Annotated in this window: 17 protein-coding genes; 8 read left to right on the forward strand and 9 right to left on the reverse strand. The window is 70.2% G+C overall.

All coding sequences use genetic code 11. From position 1 onward, the window contains the following. Positions 1-541 precede the first annotated feature (541 nt). Positions 542-1,414, forward strand: coding sequence for a hypothetical protein (locus FB559_RS43595; protein WP_246121313.1), 873 nt, complete (start codon positions 542-544; stop codon positions 1,412-1,414). Between the two features lie 94 nt (positions 1,415-1,508). Here FB559_RS43595 and FB559_RS02475 read toward each other — a convergent pair whose 3' ends face one another. The 5 genes from FB559_RS02475 to FB559_RS02495 form a co-directional block, all read right to left on the reverse strand. Then, entirely contained in the window at positions 1,509-2,459 is a 951-nt protein-coding gene (locus FB559_RS02475) for an ABC transporter permease (protein ID WP_141952799.1), read from the reverse strand. A gap of 85 nt (positions 2,460-2,544) precedes the next feature. Continuing rightward, the gene (locus FB559_RS02480) at positions 2,545-3,579 is read right to left on the reverse strand and encodes an acyl-CoA dehydrogenase family protein (protein WP_141952801.1); all 1,035 of its coding nucleotides are present in this window, start codon (positions 3,577-3,579) and stop codon (positions 2,545-2,547) included. A 2-nt stretch (positions 3,580-3,581) separates the two neighbouring features. Further along, positions 3,582-4,751 carry an acyl-CoA dehydrogenase family protein gene (locus FB559_RS02485; RefSeq protein ID WP_141952803.1) on the reverse strand — a complete coding sequence of 390 codons (1,170 nt, stop codon included), beginning with the start codon at positions 4,749-4,751 and terminating at the stop codon, positions 3,582-3,584. Positions 4,752-4,762: 11 nt separating this feature from the next. Continuing rightward, positions 4,763-5,356, reverse strand: coding sequence for a TetR/AcrR family transcriptional regulator (locus FB559_RS02490; protein ID WP_185792014.1), 594 nt, complete (start codon positions 5,354-5,356; stop codon positions 4,763-4,765). 49 nt (positions 5,357-5,405) lie between these two features. Then, positions 5,406-6,863 carry an MFS transporter gene (locus FB559_RS02495; protein ID WP_141952807.1) on the reverse strand — a complete coding sequence of 486 codons (1,458 nt, stop codon included), beginning with the start codon at positions 6,861-6,863 and terminating at the stop codon, positions 5,406-5,408. A gap of 100 nt (positions 6,864-6,963) precedes the next feature. Between FB559_RS02495 and FB559_RS02500 the strand changes: the two genes are divergently transcribed. After that, a complete protein-coding gene (locus FB559_RS02500; RefSeq protein WP_141952810.1) occupies positions 6,964-7,557 on the forward strand; it encodes a TetR/AcrR family transcriptional regulator in 594 nt (197 codons plus the stop codon). Here FB559_RS02500 and dapF read toward each other — a convergent pair. Then, the gene (gene dapF / locus FB559_RS02505; RefSeq protein ID WP_141952812.1) at positions 7,541-8,347 is read right to left on the reverse strand and encodes a diaminopimelate epimerase; all 807 of its coding nucleotides are present in this window, start codon (positions 8,345-8,347) and stop codon (positions 7,541-7,543) included. The two genes, FB559_RS02500 and dapF, sit on opposite strands and share 17 nt — an antisense overlap. After that, entirely contained in the window at positions 8,335-9,237 is a 903-nt protein-coding gene (gene miaA, locus FB559_RS02510) for a tRNA (adenosine(37)-N6)-dimethylallyltransferase MiaA (protein WP_141961462.1), read from the reverse strand. The genes dapF and miaA overlap by 13 nt, the downstream gene beginning before the upstream one ends. Before the next feature lie 134 nt (positions 9,238-9,371). Between miaA and FB559_RS02515 the strand changes: the two genes are divergently transcribed. Beyond that, a complete protein-coding gene (locus tag FB559_RS02515; RefSeq protein ID WP_246121314.1) occupies positions 9,372-9,560 on the forward strand; it encodes an antitoxin in 189 nt (62 codons plus the stop codon). On the opposite strand, the gene FB559_RS02520 is transcribed toward FB559_RS02515, so the two are convergent. Both FB559_RS02520 and miaB read right to left on the reverse strand, forming a co-directional pair. Further along, the gene (locus tag FB559_RS02520) at positions 9,550-10,218 is read right to left on the reverse strand and encodes a class III extradiol dioxygenase subunit B-like domain-containing protein (protein WP_141952816.1); all 669 of its coding nucleotides are present in this window, start codon (positions 10,216-10,218) and stop codon (positions 9,550-9,552) included. The two genes, FB559_RS02515 and FB559_RS02520, sit on opposite strands and share 11 nt — an antisense overlap. A 4-nt stretch (positions 10,219-10,222) precedes the next feature. Beyond that, positions 10,223-11,716 (reverse strand): tRNA (N6-isopentenyl adenosine(37)-C2)-methylthiotransferase MiaB, encoded by a 1,494-nt coding sequence (miaB, locus tag FB559_RS02525; RefSeq protein WP_141952818.1) that lies wholly within the window; start codon positions 11,714-11,716, stop codon positions 10,223-10,225. 165 nt (positions 11,717-11,881) lie between these two features. On the opposite strand from miaB, the gene FB559_RS02530 reads away from it, so the two are divergent. From FB559_RS02530 to FB559_RS02550, 5 genes are all read left to right on the forward strand, one after another. Continuing rightward, positions 11,882-12,664, forward strand: coding sequence for an amino acid ABC transporter ATP-binding protein (locus FB559_RS02530; protein WP_141952820.1), 783 nt, complete (start codon positions 11,882-11,884; stop codon positions 12,662-12,664). Positions 12,665-12,719: 55 nt separating this feature from the next. Then, positions 12,720-13,577 (forward strand): glutamate ABC transporter substrate-binding protein, encoded by an 858-nt coding sequence (locus FB559_RS02535; protein WP_141952822.1) that lies wholly within the window; start codon positions 12,720-12,722, stop codon positions 13,575-13,577. 70 nt (positions 13,578-13,647) lie between these two features. Next, positions 13,648-14,337 (forward strand): amino acid ABC transporter permease, encoded by a 690-nt coding sequence (locus tag FB559_RS02540; protein ID WP_141952824.1) that lies wholly within the window; start codon positions 13,648-13,650, stop codon positions 14,335-14,337. Next, a complete protein-coding gene (locus FB559_RS02545) occupies positions 14,334-15,281 on the forward strand; it encodes an amino acid ABC transporter permease (RefSeq protein ID WP_342780904.1) in 948 nt (315 codons plus the stop codon). The genes FB559_RS02540 and FB559_RS02545 overlap by 4 nt, the downstream gene beginning before the upstream one ends. Before the next feature lie 134 nt (positions 15,282-15,415). Continuing rightward, complete coding sequence (locus FB559_RS02550; protein ID WP_221639867.1) at positions 15,416-17,572, forward strand: S9 family peptidase; 2,157 nt, start codon at positions 15,416-15,418, stop codon at positions 17,570-17,572. The last annotated feature ends 486 nt before the right edge of the window (positions 17,573-18,058 follow it).

The following is an 18,058-nucleotide window of genomic DNA, read 5'->3' on the forward strand; positions in this document are numbered from 1 at the left end:
GTGCGACGCCGACGGCGGCTCGCGGAACGCGCCGAGATCGATGTCGGTCCAGCTCCACCTCGTGAGGTAGGGCCCGGCGAGGGCGAGGACCAGCAGCGACAGCAGGAATCCCAGACCGACGAGGATCCGGACCCGTCCGCGGGGCGGCGGGGCCTGCCGTCGGCGAACGCGTAGGCGGCCGGCGCGGTTCCGGGGGCCGAGGGGTCCGTGCCGGGCGCTGCCCCGATGGGGATCGCGCCGTCTTGCGGCGTGACGCCCGCCGGTTCGCCCGCGACGGCGGTCAGAGGTCGTTCGCCCGCTACGGCGGGCCGGGGTCAGCGGAGATCTTCCCCGAGCGAGGCTGATGGCCGAGCCGACGGCGACGGCGGGCGGAAGTGCGGTGAGGGTCGCCGCGGGGCCGGAGATCGCGCGCCAGACGGATCTGCTCTGGCGCAGGCCACTGGGGCAGCGCTCGGTGATCCGGGCCCCGAAAGAGCTGAGGCCGGGGCCGGGTCTGGAAGGCAGGAGAACGCGTCGCCCCCCGCCGGTGGAGGCCGCAAGGGTGAGAGACGTGGAGGGGGTGGCGAAGGCCGAACGGCCGAGCAGGACCGGAGAGGTGAAAGTGGCCGAGAGCCTGCCGGACGCCCAGCGGACAACGGACGCCCACCGGGTGAGGAAGACCGAAGACATAACGGCGGCCGCGCTCGATGCCCAACGGGCGAGGAAGGCCCGGGAGGTGGCGGCGACCGGGGGCGTGCTCGATGCCGAACGGGCGAGGAAGACCCAAGAGGTGGCCGCGGCCGAAAGCGTGCTCGACACCCAACGGATGACAGACGTCCAGCGAGTGAGGAAGACCGAAGACGTGACGGGGACCGAAGACGTGACGGGGACCGAAGACGTGACGGGGACCGAAGACGTGACGGGGACCGAAGACGTGACGGGGACCGAAGACGTGACGGGGACCGAAGACGTGACGGGGACCGAAGACGTGACGGGGACCGAAGACGTGACGGGGACCGAAGACGTGACGGGGACCGAAGACGTGACGGGGACCGAAGACGTGACGGGGACCGAAGACGTGACGGGGACCGAAGACGTGACGGGGACCGAAGACGTGACGGGGACCGAAGACGTGACGGGGACCGAAGACGTGACGGGGACCGAAGACGTGACGGGGACCGAAGACGTGACGGGGACCGAAGACGTGACGGGGACCGAAGACGTGACGGGCTTTGGTGGAGCGGCGGGCGTTGGTGGAGCGGCGGGCGTTGGTGGAGCGGCGGATCTCGTAGAGATCGCGAGTGCCAAAGCGGTGGCGGACCCCGGAGAAGTGGTGAACCTCGGAGGGGTGACGGACGCCGAGAAAGTGGCGGAACCCGAAGGGGTGACGGATGCCGAAGGGGTGGCCGACGCCGAAGAAGTGGCGGACCCCTGAGAAGTGGCCGACGCCGAAGGAGTCGAAGAAGTGGTGGGCCTTGGAAAGGTGTCCGGGGGCGGGGGCGGTCCGGGGGTGGGTGGGAGTGACGTGCTCATCGGCGCGTCCGGGGGTCCAGGGCGGTGCGGGTGAGGTCGGCGAGCAGGCCCGCGGCGGATACCGCCACGGCGGCGGCGCAGCCGCAGGCCGCGACCGCGTTCACGTCATTGGCCTGGATCGAGTCCAGCAGCCACTCCCCCAGCCCGTGCCAGCCGAAGATCTTCTCGGTGATGGCCGTGCCGGTCAGCAGTGCCGCGAAGGCGTACGTGGCGAAGGTCGTCATCGGGATGACGGCGACGCGGAGGGCATGGCGGAGCAACGCGCGGCGGCGTCGCAGGCCCTTGGCCATGGCGGTCCGCACGTAGCCGGCGTGCAGGACGTCGAGCATCATGCCGCGCTGGTAGCGGGCGCAGAGTGCGGCCTGGCCCAGGGCGATCGCGGCGGTCGGTAACAGCAGATGCCGCAGGCGGCCTCCCAGCGAGGCCGGGCCGTCCGGGGCGTACTCTCCGGTCCATTCGAAGACGCGGATGCCGGTCCGGGTGTTCGCCCACTGCGCACCGGTCTGGAGCAGCACGGCCAGGGCGAAGACCGGGACGGACACCAGCACCAGCGTCCCCGCGGTGAGCACGCGGTCGGCCAGGCCATGCTGCCGAAAAGCGCCCAGCGCACCCACGAGCACGCCGCCGGCCGTGCCCAGCACCGCGCCCGCGGCCACGAGCCGCAGGCTCACCGACGAACGCCGCTCCAGCTCGGCGCCGGCCGAGGCCCCGTCGAGCGTCTCCCCGAAGTCACCGTGGGTCACTCCGGAGGCCCAGGTGAGGTATCGCCGGAGCAGCGGCCCGTCCAGGTTGAGCTCGCTCAGCCGGGCCGTGACGGCGGCCTGCGGTGGCCGCGGGCTCCGATCCGACAGCTCGGCACGCGGATCGAGGGACGCGGCCGCCAGGAGGTAGGCCAGGCTCGCCCCGGCACCGGCGAGCAGGACACGGCCCAGCAGCTGACGCAACACGAGGACACCTTTCCGGGAGTAGACCACGGAAAGTTATCGCAAAGTCACCGTCAGTGAACAGCTACAAGGGGTGAGCCCGTGGACATCAGTCCAGCAGGAAGGCCGCGACCTCGGCCCGCTGGCTCCTGGCCGGCCCGTCGAAGGCCGCGATCCACTGGGCGCGCTTGTAGTAGCGGTGCAGCACGTGTTCCCAGGTGAAGCCGATCCCGCCGTGTCCCTGTATGGCGCTCTCGCAGGCGAACACCGCGGCCTCCCCGGCCAGTGACTTGGCGGCCAGGCACGCCTGGCGCGCCATCTCGTCGTCCGACGAGACGCACCACGCCGCCCAGTAGGCCAGGGAACGCGCCTCCTGCAACCGCACGTAGACGTTCGAGGCCTTGTGCGAGACCGCCTGGTAGACCCCGATCGGCTTGCCGAACTGCGTGCGTTCCTTGGCATAGGAGACCAGCAGATCCAGTGAACGCTGCGCGACACCGACGCCCTCCAGCGCCAGCGCGGCGTACGCGCGGTCCCGGATGCGGCCGAGCAGGGCCCGGGCCTCCTCGCCGGCGGCGAGCAGGCGGGCCGGCGTGCCGGAGAAGCGAACGTCCGCGACCCTCCGCGTGCCGTCCAACGTCGTACGCGGCGTCACGACGGCGTCCTCTGCGTCGACGGCGTACAGGCCCTCGGCGGCCACGACGACGAACAGGCCGGCGGCCGCACCGTCGGGGACCAGCACCTTGGATCCGGTCAGCCGGCCATCGGAGACCGACGCGGCGACGGGGTCCAGCAGTCCCTGCGGCCGGTTCGGCTCCGCCCACGCGAGCGTCGCCCGTAGCGTGCCCTCCGCGACGCGCTTGGCCGTCTCGTCGTCCAGGGCCGGCAGGGCCAGGGCGACCGTCGACAGGTAGGGAGCGGGCAGCGGACGGTGTCCGGTCTCCTCGAAGAGCACCGCCTGGTCGAGGAAGGTGAGCTCGGCGTCGAGCCAGCCCATCTCGGCGAGCCTGGGCCACACCTCGGCGTCGACGCCGGTCGCGGAGTCGGCGATCTCGGCCAGCCGCCCATCGTCATAGCGGGCCGCCAGGAACTCACGGGCGAAGCCGCGCAACTGCTCCTGCTCCTCGGAGAACGCGAAGTCCATGATCAACGTCCCTTCGGCAGGCCGAGGACTCGCTCGGCGATGATGTTGCGCAGGATCTCGGAGGTGCCGGCCTCGATGGTGTTGCCGCGCGACCTCAGCTGCCAGTACTGCCAGAAGCCGTTCCAGGGCACTTCGTCGCCGGTGACCTGCGCGTGCAGGCCGAACACCGACTGGGCGAGCGAGGTCAGCCGCTGGTTCGCCTCACTCCAGGCCAGCTTGACCCCGGAACCCTCCGGGCCCGGGATGCCGGTCTCCAGCAGCGTGGTCAGCGACCGGTAGTTGGTGAAGCGCAGCGACTGCATCTCGATCCACTCACGCGCGACGGCGTCGCGGATGACCGGGTCGTCGGCGGGACGACGGCCATCGGGAGCCGGCTCCTTGACCAGCTTGATCAGCTGGTTGACCATGCGCTCCAGCTCGGCCGACAGGGCGAACCCGAGGGTGCCGCGCTCGTGCAGCAACGTGGTCATCGCGACCTTCCACCCGTCGCCGGGTGAGCCCAGGATCGACGAACGCGGCACGCGTACGTCGTCGAAGAAGATCTCGTTGAACTCCGGGTCGCCGGTGATCTGGTGCAGCGGCCGTACGGTCACGCCGGGCGCGTGCATGTCCACGATGAGGTACGACAGGCCGGCGTGCTTGGGCGCCGACGGGTCCGTACGGACCACGAGGATGCAGAAGTCGGCCTTGTGGGCGTACGAGGACCAGACCTTCTGCCCGTTCACCACCCAGTGGTCGCCGTCGAGCACCGCGCTCGTACGGCCGGCGGCCAGGTCGGAGCCGGAGCCGGGCTCGGAAAAGCCCTGGCACCAGATCTCGGCGCCGTTCAGCAGCGGTTTGAGGTAGCGCTGTTTCTGCTCCTCCGTGCCCCACGCGATGATCGTCGGCCCGGCCATGTTGAGGCCGATGACACCCGGGTGGCCGGGCGCGTTCGCGCGGGACATCTCCTCCAGGTAGATCGCCTGGTACGTCGGGGACAGTCCGCGGCCGCCGTACTCCGCGGGCCAGGTCAGCCCGACGTACCCGGCGTCGTACAGCTCACCGCCCCAGCGGCGCAGCGTGTCGAAGTCGCCGCGGCCTCCCTCGGACGGCCGGCCCGCCCAGTGTTCCGATAGCCACGAGCGAAGCTCCGCGCGGAACGCGGCCTCCTCCTGCGTGTCGTGAAAGTCCACACCGGCCTCCCTCAGATCCCGATGGCCCGGCAGTAGAGCCGGGTGAGCTGGTCCACGTCACCGTCCTCATGGGGCCGGCCGAGCACGAACCAGGTGTACGCGGTGCGCCCGATCATGGTGGCGAGGGCGACCGCGGCCGTACGCGGGTCGATGTCGGCCGGGACGAGACCGGCCTCCTGCCAGCCGCGGATCGCGCGCTCCTGGCGGTCATAGAACACGCCCCAGGCGCGCAGGTAGGTCTCCCGCATCGCCGGGGAGAACGTGGCGACCTGCTCGAACACCGCCATCAGCCGGGCACTCTTCTCGTACGCGCGCAGGTAGGCGCGGTTGGCGCGGGCGATGCGCGCCTCGGGCCCGTCACCGTTCAGCGCCTCGGCGCGCATGACCGTGAGCAGGCCGCGCAGCATCTCGTCGATCAACTCGGCGAAGACCGCGTCCTTGTCGGCGAAGTGCGTGTAGAAGCTCCCGTACGCGACGCCGGCCCGGTCGCAGATCTCGCTGATCTTGGCGTCGAGGAAGCCTCGCTCCTCGAAGACCTCCCGGGCGCCACGGAGCAGAGAGGCCCGCGTCCGCTCCGCACGAGCCTGCCGCTTGACCTCGGTCACGCACACATCGTAACCGAAACCGATTCGGTCATCGACATCTCGGAGACCGTCAGCGCGGGCGTGCGGTGTTCATCACGACGCCGATCACGAGGGCGCCGGCCGCGAGGACGACGGCCGCCGTCGTGAATCCGTGGGTGAAGCCCCGTACCAGGCCCTCTTTCAGTACGAGCGGGTTCTTCGGCCGGCCGGCCAGGTAGCCGGCGGTCGCGCTGGTGGCGACCGTGTTGAGCAGGGCCACGCCGATCGAGCCGCCCACCTGCTGGGCGGTGTTCGCCATGGCGGACGCGACGCCGGCGTCCGAGGCGTTCACCTCGTGTGTCGCGTAGTTCAGCGCCGGCGCCATCACCAGGCCCATGCCGAGGCCGACCAGGAGCTGGCCCGGCAGCACGCCCGACGCGTACGAGGTGGTGGCGTCCAGGCGTGACAGCCAGGCGAGGCCGCCCGCGGCGACGAGCAGGCCCGGCGCCATCAGGACCCGCGGCGGTACGCGGGGCAGCAGCCGGGAGGCGATGCCGCCGGCCGAGACCAGCACGGCACCGGTCAGCGGCAGGAAGGCGATGCCCGTGCGGACCGGCGAGTATCCCTTGACCACCTGCAGGTCGTACGTGAGGAGCAGCAGCATCCCGAACATCGCGATGATCGCGACGGCCACGGCGAGGTACGCGCCGCCCCGGGTCCGGTTCAGCACCACGCGCAGCGGCAGGAGAGGACGCGCCACCCGGCTCTCGACCACCACGAAGGCCGCGAGCAGGACGACTCCGGCGATCAGCAGACCGGCGACCGGCACGGAGGCCCAGCCGTCGGACTCGGCGCGGCTGCACCCGTACACGATGGCGACGAGTCCGAGGCCGGCCAGGAGGACCCCCGGAACGTCGAAGCGCGCGCGGGTTCCGTCGTGGTGGTCGCGAGGGAGGAAGTACCAGCCGAGCACGCAGATGACGGCGATCGGGACGTTGACGTACAGGCACCAGCGCCAGTCGAGGTACTCCGTCAGCAGCCCGCCGAGGACCAGTCCGATCGAGCCTCCGCCCGCCGCGATGGCGCCGAAGACGCCGAACGCCTTGGCCCGGTCGGCGGGGCGCGCGAAGATCACCGAGAGCAGGGAGAGCGCCGACGGGGCGAGCAGTGCGCCGAACGCGCCCTGGCACGCGCGGGCCGCCAGCAGGACCCCGAAGCCGGGTGCCGCACCGCCGAGCGCGGAGGCGCCGGCGAAGCCGAGCAGGCCGATGAGGAAGGTCCTCCGGCGCCCGGTGTAGTCGGCGATCCGCCCGCCCAGCAGAAGCAGGCCGCCGAACGCCAGCGTGTACGCGGTGATGACCCACTGGCGGTCGACGTCGGAGACGCCGAGGTCGCGCTGGGCCGACGGCAGGGCGATGTTCACGATCGTGGCGTCCAGGACGATCATCAGCTGGGCCAGGCAGATGAACAGGAGCGCCACCCAGCGCCGGTGGACGACCGGCTCGGGCGGGACGACCGGTGCCGTACGAGTCGGGGGACGAGGGTCCATCGGGAGCCTCCATAAATCGGATGTTCGTTCTATTTAGCGCAACCGTCGCACCGACCCGCCGGACTTGTCAAGAACGGACATTCGTTTTAGTTTGAGCCCCATGCCCAGAGTCAGCGACGACCACCTCGAACGCCGCCGCCGGCAGATCCTCGACGCCGCGCGGGCCTGCTTCATCCGCAAGGGCTTCCACCAGACGTCGATGCAGGACGTCTTCGCCGAGTCGGGGCTGTCGGCCGGTGCCGTCTACCGCTACTTCAAGAGCAAGAAGGACCTCATCCACGCGATCGCCACCGAGAAGCAGGGCAGCGCCGTCGAGCTCCTGGAGGCGATCATGAAGGAGGATCCGCTCCCACCGTTCGAGGAGATCATCGAGAGGCTGATGACGCACGTGGAGTCGATCCTCGTCGACGACGGGGCCCTCCGCATCGCGCCCCAGGTCTGGGCCGAGGCACTGCACGACCCGGACTACCAGGTGATCGTCGCCGACCTCTTCAGGGGGCTGCGGTACCGGTGGACCGAGCTCGCCGAGCGCATGCGCGACGCCGGACGGCTACCGCGGGACGCCGACCCGGAGGCGGTGGGTGCGACGTTGATGTGCGTGATGCCGGGATTCGTCATGCAGAGGCTGCTGGCCGGAGGCGTCGATGCCCGCACGCTCCGCGCGGGGTTCCACGCCCTTACCGGAGCGAGCTGAGGCTCAGCTCTCCCTCGGCGACCAGCACCGCGGAGCCGCGCAGGAAGCTCGTCCGGCCGTCCAGGATCACGGTGAGCGTGCCGCCGGGCACGGTGATCTCCCAGGTGCCCTCGTCCCGCCCCTCGGCGTGCGCCGCGGCGACCGCGGTCGCGACCGTGCCCGTACCGCACGAACGGGTCTCCCCCACGCCGCGTTCGTACACCCGCATCTCGATCCGGCCCGGACCCAGCGGCCGGTACAGCTCGACGTTGACCCCGTCGGGGAAGAAGGCCGTGTCGTAGGAGGGCGCGCGGGTCAGGTCGAGGCCGGCGACGGGCTCGGTGACCGCGCACGCGAGGTGCGGGTTGCCCATCGAGACGCCCAGCCCGTCATGCGGGTGCCCGGCCAGCAGCGCCCGGCTCTCCCCCAGCACCTCCGGTGCGCCCATGTCGACCGTGACGTCTCCGCTCGGCCCCAGGTGCACGGCGCGGACTCCGCCCCGCGTGCCGATCGACAGGTCGCCGGGTGCCGCCAGACCCGCCTCGACCAGGTAACGGGCGAAGACCCGCGTCCCGTTGCCGCACATCTCCGCGATGCTGCCATCGGCGTTGCGGTAGTCCATGAACCACTCGGGATCGGCGTCACGGCCGAGCGCCTTGGACCGTACGACGCGCAGCACGCCGTCCGCGCCGATGCCCGCGCGGCGATCACAGATCGCGGCGACGAGGGCGGGCGTGAGGTCGAGCGAGCCATCGGGGTCGGGCAGGATCACAAAGTCGTTCTCGGTGCCGTGCCCCTTCACGAATCGCATGGCTCGATCGTATCCAGCACGCGCTGGAGCGGCGCGTCGTACCCGATCCAGCGCACACGCGGGTCGCGGCGGAACCAGGACTCCTGGCGGCGGGCGAACCTCCGGGTGGCGCGCACGGTCTCCTGCCGCGCGTGCTCCTCGCTCCACTCCCCCGACAGGAATCTCAGCACCTGCGCGTACCCGAGAGCGCGGCTCGCGGTCAGCCCGTCGCGCAGCCCGTGCGGCTCCAGGCGCCGCACCTCCTCCACCAGCCCCGCGGACCACATGCGCTCCACGCGTGTCTCGATGCGCTGGTCCAGCTCGGGACGCGGGACGGTCAGGCCGAGCTGCGTCACGTCGTCCTCGGCGTCCTCGTAGGAGGGCATCGACGCGCTGAAGGGCCGCCCGGTCATCTCGATCACCTCCAGCGCACGGACGATCCGCCGCCCGTTGCCGGCCAGGATCGCGGCGGCCGCCACCGGATCGAGCTCGGCGAGCCGCGCGTGCAGCGCCGCGGACCCCACGTCCGCGAGCTCGGCGTCCAGCCGCGCCCGCACCGCCGGGTCGGTGCCGGGGAAGTCCAGATCGTCGATGACCGCGCGGATGTAGAGCCCGGAACCCCCGACTAGCAGCGGGACCCGGCCGCGCTCGTGGATCCCCGCGACCGCCTGGCGCGCCGCCCGCTGGTAGTCCGCGACGCTCGCGGTCTCCGTGACGTCCCAGATGTCCAGCAGATGGTGCGGAACGCCTTTCCGCTCCTCGGCACCGAGCTTGGCGGTCCCCACGTCCATGCCGCGGTACAGCTGCATCGAGTCGGCGTTGACCACCTCGCCGCCGAGACGCAGGGCCAGCTCCACCGCCAGGTCGGACTTGCCCGCGGCGGTCGGTCCCACGACGGCGACGACGTTCATGGTGGCCAGAGCGCTGTGGGGAATGGTTCCCGTATTCACACGCTAATTCTGGCCCCACCACGGGTATGGCTCCGCACACACGGCACCGGACGTCGGTGCCCGACGAGACCGGCAGGGGAAATCCCATGTCCATCATGGACAAAATGAAGGACCTCCTCGGCAAGCACGGCGACAAGGTCGACAAGGTCGTCGAGAAGGCCGGCGACGTGGTCGACCAGAAGACCGGCGGCAAGTACGCCGACAAGGTCGACAAGGCCCAGGAGCAGGCCAGGCGCACCGCGGACAAGTGGGGCGAGGAAGGGCGGCAGCAGCCTAGGCCTTGACCCAGCTCGCGACGAGATAACCGACACCGTACGGCGCCTCGTCCGCGAGGATCTCACCGGTGAGGCGGGCGCCCCGCGCCGCGCCCGCGAGCACCTGCCAGGGTGCCCGGCCCGCCGCCAGGAGTTCGGCGGCCACGGTCGCGTCGAGACGGGCCAGTGCGCCGGTGTCCGCCTCCGCCAGGGCGCGTGCCACGCCCGCGTCGAAACCTTCGGCACGCTCGTCCAGGTAACCGGGCGCGCGTTCGGTACGGCACGCGCTGCCGTCGCCCATCACCAGCAGCGCGACGCTCCCGGCCAGCCCGGCGAGCTCCTCGCCGAGCCTCGCGCACGACTCCGCCGGGGCGTCCTGCGCGACGGCACGGTAGAGGGCCGGGCGTTCGCCGAGCAGCCAGCGGCCGATCGTCAGCGACAGCGGGAGCACCGGATCACCGCTGCCCACCGTGATGTCGGGACCGTACGGTCTCAGGCTCCCCGCCGCGTCGCCGCCGAAGTCGCGGGTCAGCGGCCCCGAGCCGACCACGACGACCAGATCGCCGCTCAGGCGGCGTACGGCCTCGGCGCACGCGGCACGCAGGCCGTCCAGCTCGGGCGCGGCACCGCCGGCGACCTGTGGCACGAGCAACGGCGGATGCGGGCACACCGCGGCCGAGGTCAGCACGTGGTCAGCGGCAGGACGGCGCGGAGGGCGCGGCGGAGGGCCTGCCGATCCCGGGCATGCCGAGCGAGACTCCCTTGGACGACGCCGCAGGCTCGGCCATACGCCTCTCCCAGGCGTCGCCCGCGGGGGTGCGCCGTACGCCGCGCACCGGGCCGTCGGCGACCAGGTGGTGCGGCGCCGCGTACGTGACGTCGACGGTCACCACGTCACCGGGCCGTGCGGTCTCCACGGCGGTGAAGTGGACGAGACGGTTGTCGGGGGCACGGCCGGACATGCGGTGAGTGCGTCCGTCCTTGCGGCCCTCGCCCTCGGCCACCAGCACCTCGAGGGTGCGGCCGAGCTGCCGTTTGTTCTCCTCCCAGGAGATCTCCTCCTGCAGCGCCACCAGGCGTTCGTACCGCTCCTGCACGACCTTCTTGGGCACCTGTCCGTCCATGTCGGCCGCCGGAGTGCCGGGCCGCTTGGAGTACTGGAAGGTGAACGCGCTGGAGAACCTCGCCTCGCGTACGACGTGGAGGGTCTGCTGGAAGTCCTCCTCGGTCTCGCCCGGGAAGCCCACGATGATGTCGGTGGTGATGGCGGCGTCCGGAATGGCGGCGCGGACCCGCTCGATGATGCCGAGGTAGCGCTCCTGGCGGTACGAGCGACGCATGGCCTTGAGCACGGGATCGGAGCCGGACTGCAGCGGCATGTGCAGGGACGGCATCACGTTGGGCGTCTCGGCCATCGCGGCGATCACGTCGTCGGTGAAGTCGCGCGGATGCGGCGAGGTGAAGCGCACCCGCTCCAGGCCCTCGACGCCGCCGCAGGCGCGCAGCAGGTCCGCGAACGCGCCCCGATCGCCGAACTCCGCGCCGTAGGAGTTGACGTTCTGCCCCAGCAGGGTGATCTCCAGGACGCCCTCGGCGACGAGCGCCTCGATCTCGGCGAGGATCTCGCCGGGCCGGCGGTCGGTCTCCTTGCCGCGCAGCGACGGGACGATGCAGAAGGTGCAGGTGTTGTTGCAGCCGACCGAGATCGAGACCCACGCGGCGTACGGGGACTCGCGCCGCGTCGGCAGGGTGCTGGGGAACGCCTCCAGCGACTCCTTGATCTCGACCTGGGCCGCTTCCTGGACGCGCGCGCGTTCGAGCAGCACCGGCAGCGAGCCGATGTTGTGCGTGCCGAACACCACGTCCACCCAGGGGGCCCGCCGCACGATCGTGTCGCGGTCCTTCTGCGCCAGGCAGCCGCCGACGGCGATCTGCATGCCGGCGTGGCCCTCCTTGACGGGCCGCAGGTGCCCGAGGTTGCCATAGAGCCGGTTGTCGGCGTTCTCGCGTACGGCACAGGTGTTGAACACGACGACGTCGGGTGTCGCTCCGTCGTCGGCGCGTGCGTATCCGGCGTCCTCGAGGAGCCCGGCCAGCCGCTCGGAGTCGTGGACGTTCATCTGGCACCCGTACGTGCGAATCTCATAGGTACGGGTGTGGTCGTCGAATGTCGTGGGCGCGTTCATCTCAAGAAGAAAGGGTACGCGCGCTCGGCACCTCTACGGGACCGTTGATCGGGCGAATCGTCCCGATGAGGCCTATGACCGGAGGAACGGCAGGGAGCGCAACGTGATCGGATCGGTATATCAGATGACTGTTAGTGTTCTTCGCATGACGTACGCTTTGCGGGCATGACCGACAGCGGCAAGGCGGCCCAGGAGGCCGAGGTGAGTGGCGGCGGACCGCTCGTAGTACTTGAGAACGTCAACAAGTACTTCGGTGAATTGCACGTCCTGAAGGACATCGACCTCACCATCCATCGTGGCGAGGTCGTGGTCGTGATCGGGCCGTCCGGCGGCGGCAAGTCCACGTTGTGCCGCGCCATCAACCGGCTTGAGCCGATCGACGACGGGACCATCCGTATCGACGGGCAGCCGCTGCCCGAAGACGGCAAGGAGCTCGCTCAGCTCAGGGCTGACGTCGGCATGGTCTTTCAGTCATTCAATCTGTTCGCGCACAAGACGATCCTCCAGAACGTCACTCTCGGGCCGACGAAGGTCAAGAAGCTCGGCGCCGCCGAGGCCGAGCAGCACGCGATGGAACTCCTCGAACGCGTCGGCATCGCCAGCCAGGCGGAGAAGTACCCGGCGCAGCTGTCGGGCGGCCAGCAGCAGCGGGCCGCGATCGCACGCGCGCTCGCCATGCGGCCGAAGGTGATGCTCTTCGACGAGCCCACTTCCGCGCTCGATCCCGAAATGATCAAAGAAGTGCTCGATGTGATGACGAACCTCGCCTCCGAGGGAATGACGATGGTCGTGGTGACCCACGAAATGGGATTCGCCCGCGCCTCGGCCAACAAAGTGGTCTTCATGGCCGATGGTCAGATCATCGAGGAGAACACCCCGGAAGAGTTCTTCACAAATGCTCGAAGCGATCGCGCAAAGGATTTCCTTTCCAAGATCCTGACGCACTGAATGTATTGAACTCGCCGGCCGACTCTCGGTTCCGGCTTGAAAGCAGAGGAAGATCATGCGAGTACGTCACTTCGGCGTCGCCGTCGCCGCTCTGGCCGTCGCCACGATGGGCATTTCCGGCTGTGGCGCCAAGAAGGCCGGGTCGGTCGTCGACAAGGCCAAGAACGACAAGAAGCTCACGATCGGGGTGAAGTTCGACCAGCCGGGCATCGGCCTGAAGAAGCCCGACGGCACCGTCGAGGGCTTCGACGTCGACGTCGCCAAGTACATCGCCGGCAAGCTCGGCGTGACGGAGAAGAACATCACCTGGAAAGAGACGATCTCGGCCAACCGCGAGTCGTTCCTCAAGAACGGCAGCGACGACCTCGTCCTCGCCAGCTACTCCATCACCGCCGCGCGGCTGCCGCTGGTCACCTTCGGCGGCCCGTACCTCATCCCGCACCAGGACATCCTGGTCCGCGGCGACGACACCTCGATCAAGACGTTCGCCGACCTCAAGGGCAAGCGGGTCTGCCAGGTCTCCGGTTCGAACTCCTGGAAGAACCTCACCGACGGCACGAACAAGTTCAACCAGAAGGTCGCGATCAAGCTCGTGCCGGCCAACGCGTACGAGGAGTGCATCACCAAGCTCAAGGGTGGCTCGCTCGACGCGATCTCCACCGACAGCACCATTCTCGCCGGCTACGCCGCCCGTGAGGGCACCGCGGTCAAGGTCGACAACGTGCCGTTCACCGACGAGAAGTACGGCGTCGGCATCAAGAAGGGCGATGTCAAGACCTGCAACGCGGTCAACAAGGCGATCACCGAGATGTACGCCGACGGCACCGCCAAGAAGCTGGTCGACAAATGGTTCACCCCGGAACACCTGCAGTTCGACACCAGCAAGCCCCCGGCTTTCCAGGGCTGCAGCTGAGCCGAAGCACCCGATAGAGCGCCGGTGAGCCTCCGTGCTCACCGGCGCCGTCTCGATCCGGTGGAGACCCATGAATTTCCACGCGCTGTTGGACTTCAGTCCACTGCAGCAAGAATTCGGCACCATCATGAAGGCGTTCTGGGGGACGGTCCGGCTCGCCCTCGTAACGGGCATCGGTGCGATGATCTTCGGCACGGTGCTCGCCGCGATGCGGGTCTCCCCGACCCCGGTGCTGCGCGCGGCCGGCGCCCTCTACGTCTACATTTTCCGTAACACCCCGCTGACGCTGATCCTGTTGTTCTGCAGCCTCGGCCTGAGCGACACGTTGAGGCTCCACATCTCCGAGGACCCGGGCACCAACGGCTTCTGGCTGGCGGCGATCGGCATGACGATCTACACCTCGTCGTTCGTCTGCGAGTCGCTTCGGGCGGGCATCAACACCGTCCCGCTCGGCCAGGCCGAGGCGGCCCGCTCGATCGGGCTGACCTTCACCCAGTCCCTGCGCCTCGTCGTGCTGCCGCAGGCGTTCCGCGCGGTGGTGGCCCCGCTGGGCAGCGTCTTCATCGCAATGATCAAAAACACCACGATCGCGCTCGCCGCGGGCTACTTCGAGGCGTCGGCCCAGATGAAGCAGATGTTCGACACGTACGGCGGCACCATCCCGATCTTCATCGGGTTCGCGGTCGGGTTCATGGTGCTGACCCTCCCGACCGGGTTCTTCTTCGGCTGGCTCTCCAAGCGACTGGCGGTGGCGCGATGACGATGCCGGCGGACACCCAGGCCGCCGCACCGGCACGGCGGCCCAGCAAGAGCAAGCCCTCGGTCCTGTTCGACGCCCCGGGTCCCCGCGCCCGGCTGCGGAACAACGTGCTGACGCTGATCGCGGCCGTGGTGCTGTTGTTCGTCGTCTACCTGCTGATCGCACGGCTGAGCCAGGAGCATCAGTTCTCCGGCAAGCTCTGGGAGCCCTTCACGGAGAAGGACGTCTGGACCAGGCAGATCATCCCGGGCCTGGGCGGCACACTGAAGGCGGCCGTGGTCGCCTCGGTGTTCGCCCTGGTGTTCGGGCTGGTCTTCGGGCTCGGCCGGCTGTCGGAGCACAAGTGGGTCAGCGTTCCGGCCGGGGCTGTGGTGGAGTTCTTCCGTGCCATCCCCCTGCTGATCATGATCTTCTTCGCTCAGGCCGGCCCACCCGCGATCATGGACGCGTTCGGGCGGGTCCTGCCGCCCGTGTCGGCGTTCCTGGCCCTCGTGATCGGGCTCACGCTCTACAACGGGTCGGTGCTGGCGGAGATCTTCCGCTCCGGCATCAACTCGATCCCGAAGGGCCAGTCGGAGGCGGGCTACTCGATCGGCCTGCGCCGGAGCGGGGTCATGCTGCGCATCCTGGTGCCGCAGGCCGTCACCGCGATGATGCCGGCGGTCATCAGCCAGTTGGTCGTGCTGCTCAAGGACACCGCGCTGGGCTACATCATCGCCTACAACGACCTGCTCAACGCGGGCCTGCGCGTGGTCTCGGGCAACTTCGGCAACATCATCCCGTCCGCGATCGTGATCGCTGTGATCTACATCATCATCAACATCCTGCTCGGGCTGGTCGCGACGTGGCTGGAGAAGCGCAGCCGGCGCAGCCGCAAGACCTCCGCACGGACCCTCGGCATCGGCACAGGCGTGCCTCCCGCCGCGGGTATGGGCTCCTTGTAGCCGTCACCCGTACGGGCCAGGTCAGCGAGGCCGGGGGCCGGTGGACACGCCACCGCCCCCGGCCTCATATCTTTTGCGACCTCAAGTGACGGTTCGAGGCCCCATTGTCCCCCGGTTTGCGAGACGATTCCGATATGACCGCTCGTGCGACCGCTCCCTATGGCTCCTGGCCCTCCCCCATCTCCGCCGCCGACGTCGCGAGGGCACGCCTCCGCCTCAGCTATCCGACCATCCACGGCGATCAGGTGTGGTGGCAGGAGACCCGACCAGAGGGGGGCGGACGCACCACGATCGTGCGGTCCGGGGTCGAGTTGGTGCCCGCGCCATGGAACGCCCGCACCCGCGTGCACGAGTACGGCGGGCGGTCCTATCTCCCGCTCCCCGACGGCGACCTCATCTTCGCCAACTACGACGACCAGCGTCTCTACCGGGTCGCCGAGGGCCAGAGCCCGATCCCCGTCACGCCCGAGCCCGCCGAGCGGGCCGGCCTGCGCTACGCCGACTTCACGCTGTCCCCCGACGGCCGGCATGTCTGGTGCGTCCAGGAGAGCCACGCCGCCGGCGCCGTACGCCGGTCGATCGTGGCCATCCCGGTGGACGGCACCGCCACGCAGGACCCCGGCGCCGTACGCGAGCTCGTCAGCGGCGCGGACTTCTACGCCTTCCCGACCCCCTCCCCCGAGGGCGGCCACCTCGCGTGGGTGCAGTGGAGCCACCCCCGCATGCCGTGGGACGGAACCGAGCTGCGCGTCGCCGTCTTCAACACCGCGGGGGTGCTCGAGCGGCCTCGTACGGTCAAGGGCGGCCTCAGCGAGTCGGCGCTCGTACCGACGTGGCTGAGCGAGTCCCGGCTGTACGTCGTCTCCGACTGGCCCGGTTGGTGGAACCTCTACGAGGTCGGCCTGCTCGGTGACTCGCCGCAGGCGCTGTACCCGGCCGAGGAGGAGTTCGCCGGGGCGCTGTGGCAGCTCGGCGGCCGACCGTACGCGGTACTCGATGACGGCCGCGTCGCGGTGCTGCACGGGCAGGGCGACCAGCGGCTGGGACTGTACGACCCGGAGACCGCCGAGCTGACCGACTTCGACCTGCCCTACACCGACTGGAAGCTACAGCTCTCCGCGGAGGGCACGACCATCGTCGGGATCGCGGGCGCCCCGGACCTCCCCTGGTCCGTGGTCGCGGTCTCCGCCGACACCGGCGAGGCCAAGGTGCTGCGCGGCGAGCTGGAGTCGACGCCCGACTCCGCGTACCTGCCGCTGCCGCGCGCCCAGGAGCTGGAGGGGCCGTTCGGGCGCCCGGTGCACGCGTTCGTGTACCCGCCGTCCAACCCCGCCGCACAGGCGCCCGAGGGTGAGCTGCCGCCGTACATCGTGTTCGTGCACGGCGGCCCGACCGGGCACTCGACGAGCGTGCTGGACCTGGAGATCGCCTACTTCACGAGCCGCGGCCTGGGCGTCATCGACGTCAACTACGGCGGCTCGACCGGCTACGGCCGCTCGTACCGCGAGAGGCTCCGGCGACAGTGGGGCATCGTCGACGTCGACGACACCATCGCGGCGGCCGAGGCACTCATACAGAGCGGCACGGCCGACCCGGGCCGCCTCGCCATCCGCGGCGGCAGCGCGGGCGGGTGGACGACCCTGTGCGCGATCACGCAGAGCACCCTGTTCAAGGCCGGCACGTCGTACTACGGGATCAGCGATCCGGAGAACTGGCTCAAGGAGACGCACGACTTCGAGTCGACGTACCTGTACGGGCTGATCGGGCCGATGCCGGGGTTCCAGCGTGCCTACCAGGAGCGCTCACCGATAGCGCGCGCCTCGGACACGGCCTGCCCGGTGCTGCTGCTGCAGGGCCTGGACGACCCGATCGTGTCGCCTCCTCAGTCCGAACGCTTCGCCGACGCGGTGGCGCGTAAGGACATCCCGTACGCGTACCTGACGTTCGAGGGCGAGTCACATGGATTCCGCCGCGCCGAGACGGTGAAGGCGTGCTTGGAGGCGGAGCTGGCGTTCTATGGCCAGACGCTCGGCTTCGACCCGAAGAACGTCCCCGCGCTGGACCTGAGGGTCGGCCGACGCCCGGCCCAGCAGGCCACCCCGTCCGCGGCACAGGCCCCCCAGGCACGACCGGGCGGCGCTCAGACGGCCGGAGCCCAGGCGGGCGGCGGTCAGGCGGGGGCACAGGGGGCTCGGCCGCAGGGGGCCGGAGGTCAGGGGGCCGGCGCGCAGCCGGGTGGCGGAGCCGCACCGGGCGGCGGAGCCCAGGCGCCCACCGGGCCGAAGGCGTAGCCGAGGCACGCGGCCTCGCCGTCGTACGCTCCCGGCGATGAGGCCCAGGTGTGTGGGTGTCAACGAACCCACCGCCTGAGTGCGCGGCCGAGCCGGAGGGGATCGCCGGGCGCCGCCTCGCGCGCCATCGCGACCCGCGCCGGGGCAGCCGGGCAGCTATTGCTGGAAGACCATCACGTAACCGCCCGCTCCCCGGGGACCGGTCGGCCGGTCTCGGCGCCGGGCATTGCTTCGCCGACCTCCGCACGACACGTACTCGCGCGACAGCACGACCCGCAACCGCAGCGGCAGCCTCACGCGTCGCCGACGGCCGGTCGACCACGGCGCGCACCTGACGTACCGATGTTCGAGCTCGGCAGCGCACTCCGGCCATTCGTCCGGCACCTCGACCAGAGCCGGCACGTCACCTGCCTGAAACGACGGGTACCGGCACAGGACGGCCACAAGCGAGCGGAGCATCAGCCCCTACCTCAGCCACCTCACCTA

The organism is Actinoallomurus bryophytorum (genome assembly GCF_006716425.1).
GTDB lineage: Bacteria > Actinomycetota > Actinomycetes > Streptosporangiales > Streptosporangiaceae > Actinoallomurus > Actinoallomurus bryophytorum.

What these genes read in the sequence shown, in the direction of transcription:
- miaB (WP_141952818.1), bottom strand. Translation starts at nt 11,716, where the DNA reads ATGAACGCGCCCACGACATTCGACGACCACACCCGTACCTATGAGATT.
- FB559_RS02480 (WP_141952801.1), bottom strand. Translation starts at nt 3,579, where the DNA reads ATGGACTTCGCGTTCTCCGAGGAGCAGGAGCAGTTGCGCGGCTTCGCC.
- FB559_RS02495 (WP_141952807.1), bottom strand. Translation starts at nt 6,863, where the DNA reads ATGGACCCTCGTCCCCCGACTCGTACGGCACCGGTCGTCCCGCCCGAG.
- dapF (WP_141952812.1), bottom strand. Translation starts at nt 8,347, where the DNA reads ATGCGATTCGTGAAGGGGCACGGCACCGAGAACGACTTTGTGATCCTG.
- FB559_RS02545 (WP_342780904.1), top strand. Translation starts at nt 14,334, where the DNA reads ATGACGATGCCGGCGGACACCCAGGCCGCCGCACCGGCACGGCGGCCC.
- FB559_RS02500 (WP_141952810.1), top strand. Translation starts at nt 6,964, where the DNA reads ATGCCCAGAGTCAGCGACGACCACCTCGAACGCCGCCGCCGGCAGATC.
- FB559_RS02550 (WP_221639867.1), top strand. Translation starts at nt 15,416, where the DNA reads ATGACCGCTCGTGCGACCGCTCCCTATGGCTCCTGGCCCTCCCCCATC.
- FB559_RS02535 (WP_141952822.1), top strand. Translation starts at nt 12,720, where the DNA reads ATGCGAGTACGTCACTTCGGCGTCGCCGTCGCCGCTCTGGCCGTCGCC.
- FB559_RS02530 (WP_141952820.1), top strand. Translation starts at nt 11,882, where the DNA reads ATGACCGACAGCGGCAAGGCGGCCCAGGAGGCCGAGGTGAGTGGCGGC.
- miaA (WP_141961462.1), bottom strand. Translation starts at nt 9,237, where the DNA reads ATGAACGTCGTCGCCGTCGTGGGACCGACCGCCGCGGGCAAGTCCGAC.
- FB559_RS02540 (WP_141952824.1), top strand. Translation starts at nt 13,648, where the DNA reads ATGAATTTCCACGCGCTGTTGGACTTCAGTCCACTGCAGCAAGAATTC.
- FB559_RS02515 (WP_246121314.1), top strand. Translation starts at nt 9,372, where the DNA reads ATGGACAAAATGAAGGACCTCCTCGGCAAGCACGGCGACAAGGTCGAC.